The sequence below is a fragment of the Heyndrickxia sp. MSNUG genome (assembly GCF_049532715.1).
In the GTDB taxonomy this organism is placed as follows: Bacteria; Bacillota; Bacilli; order Bacillales; family Cytobacillaceae; genus Mesobacillus.
Map to the genome: position 1 here is coordinate 653,173 of NZ_CP150978.1, position 12,987 is coordinate 666,159.

Consider the following 12,987-nt stretch of genomic DNA (forward strand, 5'->3'; position numbering starts at 1 on the left):
CGGTTCCCTCCAGCGTGCTGATTTTAACCAAAAGCCAAAGAGCTTATTCGGTGATGAATCGAAGGTACGATTGCTCGTTCGAGAACTGAGCATTTCGAATAAAATCTTCTGAAACAATGTAGGTTCCATACAAGCTGCCCTTCTTGATGTTGAAAAAGCAGACATCTGTTAAAATCGGACTTTTCTGTGGCTTTATTGTATCCCTTGCAATTTCTATCCAATTATCATCATTTTGATTTGTATCTTCTTGTGTAATTCGTTTACCCCATATTGTCCCATCGCTTTTTAAAAGGATTGCGATATTGCGTTTCTGCAAATGACCAGGATTCATATGAGCCACAATTGGATCTGCGTATGCGGCAATGAACCCGCCAACACAGTCTACCTGTTGTCGATCAATCACTTCCTGAATCATGATGGAATCCACCTTAATCAAATTGTATTAATCATCTATATAATAACACCTTTTTGAAATTTTGTGGGAATTTGTGGGAATGAACAGAGGGGATGTGACTTTCTTCATGAAATGAAACAAAAGCTTCAACAAGCTGCGAAAGGTTTGCTCATGCCTTTAACCCCAGGATATTTGTGATGATCTCCGTTTTGCAAAGATCAAAGGCTTTTATCAAAGATCAACATTTACTTTTCAGAGGCATTTTTAAAAGGGAATATCAAATAGTAGATATAGGGATAATAGGGCTGTGAAATACTTGATAGGCAGGTGGGCAACAGGTGGCTACGGATAATAGGCAGCAGGACAAAGCAGCAGACAGAAAAAAAGATACATTACCAAACCAGAAAGACAGTAACACAAATCCTCAAGCAGACGGATTCCGTTATGATTATGACGATTCTTCGGATGTAAAATAAAATAAAAAGAGGAAAAGCGAAGAAGTGTCTTCGTTTTTCCTCTTTTTAAGTCAACGGAATTGGGCTCTGAAAAGAATCGCTACAGTTTGCAGGTTAATCGCTACGAAAATGACAGTATTCACTACGAAATCATTGATATTCGCTACGGGTTACGCAAGAATCGCTACGGTTTTAACGATAATCGCTACTTCATCCAACTGGTGGAAAAGATATGGTAACCTCTTTTCACAACACTACTTTTTTCAACTGATAGAAAAATGACATGCTACCCTCTTGTCACCACATACGACTCTTTCCGCACTCGCCCCCGATATACAAACAGACCGCCATAGAGCAGCAATGTTCCCATCATCAAGATGATTCCAATGTACACACTCATCATGCTCGGCACTAAAAAGGCACCGACGATAATGGTGGAACGTGCGATCAAATCGGCACCGTTAAAGCTGATTCCGGAGAATGCGGAGTAGGAGCCGCGTTTATCTTCTGGCATCATGTTGGCTTTTTCAGCATTGGCAATCGGAGAATAGATGAGTTCGCCGATGGTTGCCACCAAATTAAATAGAAGCAATGCATACCAAACGTTGGCTGAAGTGATGACTGTATACCCGATGCCATACAAGATCAGCCCGGCCAGCAGCATTTTTTTCTTATCAAACTTGTCCGTGATTTTCGTGACGATAAACGTGAACAAGACTACGAGAAGCATGTTTTGGATGTTCAAAATACTCAGCATCCGGACACCTGAGATTTCAAAGCCTCCTAAAAACAACGGGCGGAACTCATCGGCTAATCGAACACCGATATAGCTGTTCAGTGAAAATTCGGCAGCGTAAATGCACATTCCGCCCACGACCGCCATGACAAACGGCTTATCCTGAAGCGCTATCTTGTAGTTAGCCAGCAGGTCGATAAAAATGTTCTTATGCTTTTTCATAAGTTGCAGGACGGTCGTATCCTGTAGCCAGATTCCATAGGCAATCGGCAGGCAGGCAGATGCAAAAGTGAGCACCAAAAATAATGTCAGCTGGTGATGGGCGTAAAATAACCCGCCGAGTGCTGCGCCAATCGCCATGGATAAATTCGTGAACCAATAGTCCAAAGCATAAATCGCTTTCCGGTTTTCAGCAGTGGTCGAATCGATAATGATTGCCTGCATTGCCGGGCGGCCAAGGCTGCTGGTGCCCATGAAAACCACATAAGCCACCGCGAAGACCGTAATCCATTTTTGCTCAGGAACTAAACTTGCTGCCATAGCACCAAACATGAGCGCGCTGAGAGTAGAGGTAATGAGCAGGATTGTTTTGCGGCGGAACCGGTCAGACATATAGCCGCCGATCAAATTGCCAAGGAATCCAATGAACACATTGAAGCCCAAGAATAGTCCCGCCCAGACAGCTCCTTTATGCTGGGCAAAAAACAGTGCCATGAACGGTAAAACAGCACTGGAAATCGCGCGGTTAAAAAATGAAGTAATAAGTCGGACTTTTAAATTTTGTGGGTATTCTTTCCATTTCATATTGCCAACCCCTTTCGATAATTTGTATATTAAAGGAGACGGAAATGATTAAAAATATCCTTTTTAAATAAATATGTCCACTTTTAAGGAGCAAGGCAAATGGATCATTATCTTTTAACTTTATGGAATAAGGTGAAATCGGGGCACATAAAAGTAGAAGAACTTTCGAATCAAATATTCCTCAGTTCAAAGCAAACTCGCCGCAAGCTGCAGCAATGGCAGGAGGAGGGTTGGCTTACTTTCCAACCGGGACGGGGAAGAGGGCATACTTCTTCGCTGAAATGGCTGCGGGATGTCGAGCAGGCGTATGAGCAGGATTTTTTTAAGAGACTAGAAAAAGAAGCGATTGAAAACGTGAGCAAGCTGTTGGTATTAGACTGGTCAGTAGAAGCGAAGCAGCGATTAATGACTGCATTTCAATCGAAGCTGGGATTCCATCAGGAAGGGCAGGACAGCCTGATCATCCCTAGGTTTTACAAGGTCGCAGCCGTCCACCCGCTCGAGGCAGCAGACGTCCATAGTGCGAACATCGTGAGTAATCTTTATAACAGGCTAGTGACCCTGACTGCAGACAATACGGTTACAGCTGAACTCGCCCACACCTGGGAATATACGGACACATCACTGCTCCTGTATTTACGCAAGGATATAGCCTTTCATGATGGTTCGATCCTCAAAGCGGAAGATGTGGTTCATTCATTACAGCGGATGAAGAAGGATGTCCATTTTAGTAAACTATGGGAGCCGATTACGAGGATCTCCACCCCTGCACCCCTTGTTTTAAAATTGGAGTTCCCGGCAGGATGTTCTTATGCTCTCCAGTTATTAGGGCTGATTTCGGCAAGTATTTTTAAAGAAGTAAACGGCAGATTGCTGGGGACCGGCGGCTTTTACCTTGGTGAAAACACCTCCGAAAAAACGGTGCTGTGTGCGTTTAAGCAATATTTTGGCCATCGTCCGCTGCTTGACCGTGTGGAGTTTATTCATATACCGAAAGAATTTCAGGTCGTCTATCATGGCGGGCAGGAAACGGAGGAAGTCGATACTTTTGAGGTTGAAAGTGATTCAGGGTTTGGGATTGTCATTCTGAATCCTTATCGGAACACGGATATGGCGCGAAAAGAAGTTAGAGATTACATTCATATGCTCATCGCCCACCACCGGCACGAGCTGCATGAAATCAATTCGCGAATAACCGGCAACAATGAAGGCTGTTTGATCGGGCAGTCAAAGACGTATACGATGCCCGAAATCCCAAAGCCAACCATCAGCAAACCACTGAAATTCAGATGGGTCAACTATACGACTGATACATCCCTTTGGCTAAAAGAAAAACTCGAGCGGGCGGGCATCGAAGTCGAGATGGAGGAAATCTCGTTTCACGATTCCCTTTATAATTTTGAGCTTAGGGCGGATACTGATTTGTTAATCCATGGAGAAATTTTTGAAATAAACCAAAGTCTATCTTACTTTTTCTTTTTGAAAAACAGTTTCTCACCAATTAACTTTCTAGTGGAAAGAGATAGATACTTGCAGGAAAAGGTCGAGGCATATCAAACGATTCCATTTGCAGACTGGAATGCCCATCACCTGAGGATTGAACAATATTTGCAGAGCGAATCCCTGTGCGTGCCGCTGTATTATACGAAACGGCAAATCCCATTTTCTATTAATCTTATGAATGTAGAGATCAAGCACTTTGGGTATGTAGACTTAACAAGACTGTGGACGAAACCGGAAGTTTAAATTTGCTCTATAAGAAAAAATGCCGATCTCTTGTTGGAATTCTAAGAGTCCGGCATTTTTCTTATTTTTCAATAGCTAACCTGAATACCAAAAGAGAGAGCAAGATCGTTAATGGAGTCATGACAATCGTTTCAAAGCTGGAATTAGAGGCGAAATTGCCGATTGTATTAAGCACCATCATTCCAAACAATACCCATGTACCGACATTCACCGTCTTTTTAAACCTACCCCTAAAAACATATCCTGCTTTTGCAGCAATAATAAAAATAAATAGGGTTTGCATAACGATGGAGATGCTTTCGAAAAGGATTAAATCTTCCTTACTCTTAAGGCGTCCTCCCCAGACAAAACCATGCGGCAATATATGAAAAAGAATCAGAACATGCATCAAAACCGCTATTGAATTAATTGTGATTATGATATTGCTAGCAAGTGGAACACTAATAAATTTTTTCATTATCCACCCCTTATACAAATTCAAATACGTTTATTCTCTAATGGATTATATTCAACAATTGAGGGTTTATGATTACTAGAAAAAGGAACATGGGGACGGTTCTCATGTTCCTGAAACGTGAGAACCGTCCCCATGTTCACCATGTTCAAGAAGGTGTTTTCTGTCATTTTATCGAAATATAGATAGGAAATAAGTTTGTATTTGGGGGATTTAGAAATGTACTTAGAAACAAATAGGTTATGGATTCGCAAATTTGAATTAGATGATTTACAGGCTGTATTGGAATATACTTCGGATGATGAAGTGATGGGATATATTCCTGAAGGTGTTTTTACTGAAAAAGATGCGGCCGATTTTATTGATAAAAATATGGGGGAAGGCGCTCAGAAATATGCTGTTGTTTTAAAGGATGAGAATGTTCTGATCGGCCATATCGTTTTTCATAAGTATTTTGGCGACCATACTTATGAGATCGGCTGGGTGTTCAACCCTAAATATTATAATAAGGGTTACGCTTCTGAGGCAGCATATGCCACATTGAAATATGGCTTCGAGGAATTGAAACTGCATCGGATTATCGCAACCTGCCAGCCGGAAAATACGGGTTCCTATCGTGTGATGGAGAAAATCGGCATGAGGAGAGAAGGCAATTTTATAAAGTGCATTCCTCATGGTGATGGATGGTGGGATGAGTACTATTATTCCATTTTAGAAGAGGAATGGAAGAGCTAGACCCTTGATACAAGAGGAGGAAGAAAGGTGACTAAAAAGAACCTTGTTTATTCAACAGTATTCATCATTCTCCTCGTCATACTTTTCACGATTATTTGGGCATATCATCACAAAATCATAGATGGTCATTATACTAGATTAACGATCAAGGAGATGGGCGGAACAACGAAGAGTATTAGCGATATCGACGAGATTAACAAAATCATGGACGACATCAATAATAGTCCGAGATCATTCAATCCGAACAATGGATTCCGATATGATTATTTGCCTCATGGCGTGTTAATCTTTGAAAATGCAGAGGAGAAGATTGAGCTTGGGTTCGTCATTTCCAAGGGAAACGTCGTAACGAAGAATTGGGAGATTGAAATAGGGTTTGAGTTTGAATAGAGCATGGGCTCGGAAGTTTAGGTGTGAAGCTTGCTGTTAAGCAAAGGAAAAAGTAGATACGAACTTTTATAGTACCAAGACCCATCTAAGGGTATACTGGCGGAAAGGATTTGAGACAAATTATGAAAGCGGATACGGCAGTTCTTTTAACAAAAGAGTACGCACAGCAATTGGATCAGGAAAATCCTCTTCAAGGATTCCGGGATGAATTTTACCTCCAAGAAGGGACCCTCTATATGGACGGGAATTCCCTTGGATTGCTGTCAAAGCGGGCGGAAAAATCGCTATTAAACTCATTGGAAGATTGGAAGAATCATGGTATTGATGGATGGATGTCTGGTAATCAGCCGTGGTTTGAGTTTTCGGAGAAGCTTGGTGCGCTCAGTGCTCCGCTTGTCGGTGCGAAAGCAGGAGAAGTGATTGTAACTGGTTCGATCACAACGAATATTCATCAAGTGCTGGCGACTTTTTACAAGCCAGAGGGTTCTAAAACGAAAATCCTTGCAGATGAACTTAATTTTCCCTCTGATATTTATGCGATAAAGGCACAATTGAAGCTGCATGGACTCGAACCGGATCAGCACTTGATCCAGGTGAAGAGCAGAGATGGCCGCACGATTTCCGAAGACGATGTCATTGCTGCGATGACCGAGGAAGTCGCGCTCGTCTGGCTTCCATCTGTCTTATACCGAAGCGGCCAACTGATGGATATGAAGCGATTAGCAGAAGAGGCGCATAAAAGAGGGATATTAATAGGTTTTGACCTGGCGCATTCGATTGGTGCGGTTCCGCATTCATTAAATGACTGGGGTGTGGATTTTGCTGTCTGGTGCAACTATAAATACTTGAACAGCGGTCCGGGCGGAGTCGGCGGGATGTTTGTCCACGAACGGAATCTCGGGACAGCTCCTGGACTTGCAGGCTGGTTCAGCTCGAAAAAAGAGAAGCAGTTTGATATGGAACACACCCTGGAGCATGCAGAAACAGCAGGAGCCTATCAGATTGGCACACCGCATGTGCTGAGCATTGCCCCGCTGCTAGGTTCTCTCGAAATGTTCGAAGAAGCAGGTATTGCTAGAATCAGAGAAACATCTTTAAAGATGACGGATTATATGATGGCTTTGATTGAACACGAGCTTGGCGATTTCGGTTTTCAGATTGGGAATCCAAGAGAGGACGAACGACGCGGAGGACATGTTTGCCTGGAGCATGACGAGGCGGCAAGAATCTGTAAAGCGCTTAAGGAAAACAAGATCATCCCTGATTTCCGCGCACCTAATGTGATCCGCCTGGCTCCAATCGCACTGTACACAACCTATGAAGATATCTGGAATACGGTTCGGATTTTAAAGCAAATCATGGTGAAAGAAGAATACAAAAACTTTGAGAATACTAGAAACGTAGTGGCTTAAACGGAACATGGGGACGGTTCTCGTGTACCAATTTTTTATTGGAGCATCAGGCTTAGGCTTGATGCCCTTTTTTATGAAAAAACTCTCCTGTTAAATCTATTTCTACTAATCAACTTGTCTCATCTCCTCTCTAATCTCACAGTGAAATCTGCGAAACTCTTCATTCATTCACACATTTTTACCATTAAAGAGGACAAGTTCCTATACACCTCCTTTCTGACTTGCATTGTATATAGCAAGAAAGGACAAGGAGGTGAGAAACAATGAAATGGAGTGATTTTTCTAAGTTCAAACAAAAAGGAGGAATTCAAGGAAAGGAACAAAAAAGTGCATTGCCAGCTGAGGTTATGAAGCAGATGATTGAAAAATTTGATGGGATCGACAAGGGAGAATTGAAACTGGGACAAGCCGCAGATGGTTCTTGCGAGGATTACTGGTGGTCACCTGTGTGTCTAACCCTTTGCGCCCCTTTATCCGGACTTCCTTTTGGATTGGACTTTACCTTGCAGACTGTTGATTGTAACTATGATGGCCACTGCAATACTCCTCAGATTTATATTGAGGGTGATAATGTTTGTGTCGTTCTTCCGGGATATGTATTCTACACAGTTACAGTTGGTGATGATCTAAGTATCTCATGTGCATACGCAGGCTTCTACTATGGCCTGTAATAATACCAGACTCAAATGACAACAAGGGTCCCAAAAGTATTTCTTTTGGGACTTTTGTTTTGTCATGGGGACAGTTCTTGTGCTTCGGTTTGGCAGGGGAAAGTTCATTAAAGCGGAATGCAATAAGTGTTTTATTGAGTAGTCTCTACAAACACTGTAAATTGGTTAAACGACTCTGTCCGAGTGGTTTCTTTTTGTTTGAAACTTTTATAGAGTGTCAACCGTTAATATATTTATCCAAATTAAAAGGGGAAAAAAGCATGAAGAACTTTTTTAAGGTAATTGCCGCAGTGGTTGTAGGTTTGCTGTTTTCTGGCGGGATAGACTTGGACGATCTGAAATTCAAAAGGAATATTCGGAAGCTGAAAAAGGAAAAGTGGTTTAAGGAACTCTGTGATGATGGGAGGTATTATGAAAGTATTTTTCAGAATGAAGAATTAAAAGACTATTTAACAGAAGAACGGATTGTAGAAAAAATCTTACATAATAATGAGGAAAAAGAGCGGTTTTTAAGCTTTATTTCGAGAAAGTATTAATTCTTTGAATGCTTGAATCTGAGAAAATTTTACTTTTGGGAAAATTAAATAGGATTTGCAGTGTTTTTTGGAAGTTAGCGTAAATGAATTTAGTGAAAATGATATGGAATATGGCAAGGCGATCCTCCTTACATTGGGAAATTATCAAATTAAACGATTCTTAACATTCCGTCAACATTTGTGTGCTAATTTAGTTAGGAATACACCAATAAGGAGTGAAAGCATGATTCGTCGAAGGTTCTCTATTTTTGCATTAGTCGCTATGCTTGTAGCACCGTCTTTGTACTTTTTTACACCTTTTGTATCTGCTGAAAATGCACTCGACCCTGCACCGCAGCTGCAGCCGGTCGGAACTGCGAATGGAAAGAAAATCTTATTTGATAATACCCATGGTCAAACCGCAGGTGCGGCTGACTGGGTATTGGATGGGGGATTCTCTGATTTTGCCAACGCTTTAGCGAATGATGGCTATTATGCAAAAGAACTGAGGAAAGCTACACCGATTACGTATCAGGATTTGCAGGACTACGATGTATTTGTCATTGGAGAAGCGAACGTTCCTTATAAGGCGGCTGAACAGGATGCGATGCTTCAATATGTTCAGAATGGCGGAAGTATCTTTTTCATTGGCGACCATTACAATGCTGACCGCAATAAGAATCGCTGGGATGCTTCGGAAGTATTCAATGGCTACCGCCGTGGTGCCTATTCTGATCCTGCCAAAGGGATGGGAACAGAGGAAGCATCATCTGCAGCGATGCAAGGTGTGACGGGTTCGGACTGGCTTTCATCTAACTTTGGGATCCGTTTCCGCTACAATGCGATTGGCGATGTCACAGCGAATGATATCGTGGCGCCGAGCCAGGCGTTCGGAATTACAAGCGGTGTATCCACAGTGGCCATGCATGCAGGATCCACATTAGCCATAACTGATCCAAACAAGGCGAAGGGGATTGTTTATCTGCCTCCGACAACGGCAGCCTGGGGCAATGCGGTCGACCAGGGTGTGTATAATGGCGGCGGAAGAGCAGAAGGCCCTTACGTAGCTGTTTCTAAAGTCGGTGCAGGGAAGGCGGCATTTATTGGAGATTCGTCTCCAGTAGAGGATGCTACCCCTAAATATCTCCGTGAGGAAACGGGCGGAAAGAAGACTACTTATGATGGTTTTAAAGAACAGAATGATGGTATACTGCTTGTAAATCTTGTAGATTGGCTGGCACAGCAGGAAAGCTATACATCCCTTGCGCAGGTAAGCGGCTTGCAGCTCGACCAGAAGACGACTTTACTTTCAATGGAAAATCCGCAAACCTCTACCGAACCTCAGGCGGAACCTTGGTCAGCTCCTGCTGCAGGCTATAAATGGTACGATCCTTCTACGTTCAAATCTGGTTCATATGGTTATGGTTCAGATGGATCTGGTGGCGGCGGGACGGCCACATTGAATGAGAAATTCGAATCTGGCACTAAAACAGCCTATACTTCCGGGAATGTTACATTATCAAGCGGATCTTGGTATTTTGATAATGCGCTGATCGGTAATTTAAGTACGGACAAGAAAAATGGCACCCAGTCCGCGCGTGTTCGAGCGAGCGGTGCCATTACGATGAACTTCAACGTGAGCGGGGCAACAAGCGTCCAAATTTCACACGCCAATTTCGGCTCTGACACTGGAGCCCGATGGCAGCTGCAAATGTCAACGAATAGCGGTTCCACATGGACGAACGTAGGCAGCTTGAATACGAGCACATCAAGTTTGCAGGTAAAAACGTTCACGTTGAGCCAGGCAACATCAGTCCGCTTCCGGATTGTTGTATCCGGCACTTCTGGGCACAGGCTTAACTTTGATGATATTGTGATTAGTAATTAAATAAATCAATAATAATAGGTTCAAACAAAAAAGCTTGCAGATGAGGCGAGAACGTCCTCTGCAAGCTTTTTTTTGTAGCAATTGAGTAGGATTAAGCGAAGAACCATTTAACATTTTATAAATATTATTTCGAGCCAGAAAAAAATAGATTAATCGCTTCACGATGGGATTAATTAGACATCTTCAGAACATAAATAATAAACGCTGTTTAGTATAAGAAGGTGAGTCAGGCTATTTTCCCAAGAACCCGTTACAGGCGAGCCGAATTCGGGATGGAACGAGAATAGAATAAGTTTTCCTTCCCCCGCAGTTGCTTCGACAGCGGCTGCTTTTCCTTTCAGGAACGAATTAAAACGCTCTTGTGATAATGGGTTGCTCCATTCAAGTGAATCAACAGCACATTGATTTTCTGAAACTGACCAGTTGGGCTTATCGCTTCCTGATGCAAGGAATTCTTTATAGGTAGCAAGGATTGTTATGTTGTCTGCGTCAATTGTTTCAATCCCAGGTCCTTCCCAATAGATAACATCCATCGTGCTAGGGTCACCATAAGAAATTCCGTACAAGCTGGGGTGATCATGCACATTAAGATTAATGCGCACAAACCCGGTTCCAGTTCTCCAATAATCGAGTCCTGTTGAGTCAGTGGCATTAATAATATTTAACCACATCCTAGATTGTGGTGTGCCCGGTTTTGCGGATAAAGGAAGGTAGGCACCTGCGCAGGAAGCCAGGTATTTCCCGCCATTTAAAACATACTGGCGAATTTCTTCCATTCCTTTTTTTCCTAGTCCAGCATAATAGGATTCCCCGGCATCTGGACCACCGGGAACTATAAATAAATCAATGTTATCCAATGCTCCTTGTCTAATCTGTTCATCAGATAGTTCTTCAAATTCAAGTTCGAATAAGTCCAAGACTGACTTGTAAGGATCAAAGCAGAAAGGTGCGCTGTTCAAACCATTGTAAACTCCAATGCGACTTGGAAGAGTTAATCTTTTTACTGAAACAAAATATTCATTTTTCCAATCAGTAAAATCAACAGTGATATCTGCTGGAGGAGTAATGTCAGTGTCCGCCAGGATCGTTCCGGCAGGGTAGATATGACCTTCAGGGAAATCGTTTGTTACTACTTCCAATTCATGTTTTGTTTGGTAAACGTTGCAGCCACTTTTCATTAGACTATGAATCCATTTATATGCTTTTATATGATTGGCTTGTCTGTTCGCCATTCCTAATCGTTCGAAGGAAAGTAGAAGCATGTCCTCACCTCGTTTCTATGCAGAAATATCGTTTTGTGATTCTTCATCAGACATAAGGCGCTCTGCAATCCGTGAAACTAATGCAGGGTTTAAAGCGGTAATTATTACACCAAGAACGATCCAGCCAATAACGATGTACGGGAAATAATTAAACGGTGCTGCTGGAATTGGGAATACGTTTGAATATAAACTATAGCCTAATCCAATTACTGCTAGTGCAGGAAGAATAAGAATAGGGCCCTTCCAAATCTTATTCTTAACAAAATAACGCATGCCGCCAATTGTTGTGACTAAATAGGTTAACAAGAGCGATAGTACTCCGATGGTGCCTAAATATCCAAAAATCAATCCCCCATCAAGGCCGATTCCTTTTAGAGGGAATAATGCAATTAGAGAAATGACCATGATCACACTCAACGCAATATATGGTGAGTGATATTTCTTATGGGTTGCCCCAACTTTTTGATGGATAAAACCGTCACGGCCCATTGAAAAAAGCATTCTTGAACCTGCTGTGGCACTTGCCAGCGCACAAGAGAAAGCAGATAAAAAAGCACCAAACATAATAGCAGCTGCGAATCCTCTCGACATATACATGTCAGCAAGATCAGCAAGTGGTGCAGATGATTTGGCGAAATTCCCGTTGCCTTCACTATCTAGACCAAATCCAATCGTAGTCGCGAAACTCACTATGATATAGAATAATCCTGTTAAAAATACTGCAGAGATAATGGCGATTGGGATGGCCTTTTTAGGATTCTTTGTTTCTTCACCTAAACTGGAAGCACCTTCAAACCCTGCGAAAGAAAGGAAGGCGAAGACAGTTGCTAATGCAATGGCAGGAATTGTGTTTTGTCCTGGTGAGAATGGTTTTACAAAAGATTCGCTGCTGAGATCAGCCTTGCCAAAAATTACGAAAACAAGGATTAAAATAAATAAGACCGAAATGCCTTCTAAAATTAAAAGGGCTCTTGTCCCAATTTTCACATCAGCAAAGGCGAAAATCCAAATAAGGACTGAGCTGACAAGGGCGATAGGGAACCAGTCAATTTCTATATTTAAGAGAGAGAAGAAGCTTTCGGCGAATGCACCTACTTCAGCAATGGAAGCAATTGTAAACATAACGTAGGTAAGCAGCAGCGCCCAGCCTGATAAGAAACCCATTTTAGGTCCTAAGGATATCCCAGTAAAATAATAGACAGAACCGCTATGTGAAAACTGTCTGTTAAATTGGATGAATGTGACTGCAACTAATCCAATTGTAATCATTGCTACCAGGAAAATAAGGGGGACTGATACTCCTGCTATACTGGCTGTCAGCGAGGTGTTCAAAGCCATAGCAGCCGTTGGAGCCATAATTGCAACTGATATTGCCATAGCTTCTACATAAGAGAGTTGATTTTTCTTGAGTTCACTCATAAAATTACACTTCCTTTCGATCTATTAAATTCATAATCTTTAGAAAAATAAATCAATCATACTAAAAAGCTTGCAGAGAGAAGAGGATTCCTTTACTCTGCAAGCT

At 42.1% G+C, this 12,987-nt stretch carries 13 protein-coding genes; 8 read left to right on the plus strand and 5 right to left on the minus strand.

The genetic code is table 11. The annotated features are described in order from the left end of the window. Window positions 1-43: 43 nt before the first annotated feature. Complete coding sequence (locus tag AABM38_RS03275; RefSeq protein ID WP_423409116.1) at window positions 44-415, minus strand: hypothetical protein; 372 nt, start codon at window positions 413-415, stop codon at window positions 44-46. 317 nt (window positions 416-732) lie between these two features. Here AABM38_RS03275 and AABM38_RS03280 point away from each other — a divergent pair, with 317 nt between their 5' ends. After that, window positions 733-870 (plus strand): hypothetical protein, encoded by a 138-nt coding sequence (locus AABM38_RS03280; protein WP_423409117.1) that lies wholly within the window; start codon window positions 733-735, stop codon window positions 868-870. Window positions 871-1,135: 265 nt separating this feature from the next. Here the strand turns inward: AABM38_RS03280 and AABM38_RS03285 are convergent, their stop codons facing one another. After that, entirely contained in the window at window positions 1,136-2,389 is a 1,254-nt protein-coding gene (locus tag AABM38_RS03285; RefSeq protein WP_423409118.1) for an MDR family MFS transporter, read from the minus strand. A 99-nt stretch (window positions 2,390-2,488) separates the two neighbouring features. Between AABM38_RS03285 and AABM38_RS03290 the strand changes: the two genes are divergently transcribed. Further along, window positions 2,489-4,135 (plus strand): ABC transporter substrate-binding protein, encoded by a 1,647-nt coding sequence (locus tag AABM38_RS03290; RefSeq protein ID WP_423409119.1) that lies wholly within the window; start codon window positions 2,489-2,491, stop codon window positions 4,133-4,135. Window positions 4,136-4,196: 61 nt separating this feature from the next. Here AABM38_RS03290 and AABM38_RS03295 read toward each other — a convergent pair whose 3' ends face one another. Continuing rightward, complete coding sequence (locus tag AABM38_RS03295) at window positions 4,197-4,592, minus strand: hypothetical protein (protein ID WP_423409120.1); 396 nt, start codon at window positions 4,590-4,592, stop codon at window positions 4,197-4,199. A 216-nt stretch (window positions 4,593-4,808) separates the two neighbouring features. Between AABM38_RS03295 and AABM38_RS03300 the strand changes: the two genes are divergently transcribed. The 6 genes from AABM38_RS03300 (at window position 4,809) to AABM38_RS03325 (ending at window position 10,200) form a co-directional block, all read left to right on the plus strand. After that, a complete protein-coding gene (locus tag AABM38_RS03300; RefSeq protein ID WP_423409121.1) occupies window positions 4,809-5,324 on the plus strand; it encodes a GNAT family N-acetyltransferase in 516 nt (171 codons plus the stop codon). A 27-nt stretch (window positions 5,325-5,351) separates the two neighbouring features. After that, entirely contained in the window at window positions 5,352-5,714 is a 363-nt protein-coding gene (locus AABM38_RS03305; protein WP_423409122.1) for a hypothetical protein, read from the plus strand. 122 nt (window positions 5,715-5,836) lie between these two features. Next, window positions 5,837-7,126 carry a kynureninase gene (gene kynU, locus AABM38_RS03310; protein ID WP_423410636.1) on the plus strand — a complete coding sequence of 430 codons (1,290 nt, stop codon included), beginning with the start codon at window positions 5,837-5,839 and terminating at the stop codon, window positions 7,124-7,126. Between the two features lie 263 nt (window positions 7,127-7,389). Next, window positions 7,390-7,797: a hypothetical protein gene (locus tag AABM38_RS03315; protein ID WP_423409123.1), complete on the plus strand. Its 408-nt coding sequence runs from the start codon at window positions 7,390-7,392 to the stop codon at window positions 7,795-7,797. Window positions 7,798-8,057: 260 nt separating this feature from the next. After that, window positions 8,058-8,333, plus strand: coding sequence for a hypothetical protein (locus AABM38_RS03320; protein WP_423409124.1), 276 nt, complete (start codon window positions 8,058-8,060; stop codon window positions 8,331-8,333). Between the two features lie 223 nt (window positions 8,334-8,556). Further along, the gene (locus AABM38_RS03325) at window positions 8,557-10,200 is read left to right on the plus strand and encodes an Ig domain protein group 2 domain protein (RefSeq protein ID WP_423409125.1); all 1,644 of its coding nucleotides are present in this window, start codon (window positions 8,557-8,559) and stop codon (window positions 10,198-10,200) included. A 173-nt stretch (window positions 10,201-10,373) separates the two neighbouring features. Here AABM38_RS03325 and AABM38_RS03330 read toward each other — a convergent pair whose 3' ends face one another. Beyond that, window positions 10,374-11,462 (minus strand): BPL-N domain-containing protein, encoded by a 1,089-nt coding sequence (locus AABM38_RS03330; protein WP_423409126.1) that lies wholly within the window; start codon window positions 11,460-11,462, stop codon window positions 10,374-10,376. Between the two features lie 15 nt (window positions 11,463-11,477). After that, the gene (locus AABM38_RS03335) at window positions 11,478-12,881 is read right to left on the minus strand and encodes an APC family permease (protein WP_423409127.1); all 1,404 of its coding nucleotides are present in this window, start codon (window positions 12,879-12,881) and stop codon (window positions 11,478-11,480) included. Window positions 12,882-12,987 lie beyond the last annotated feature (106 nt).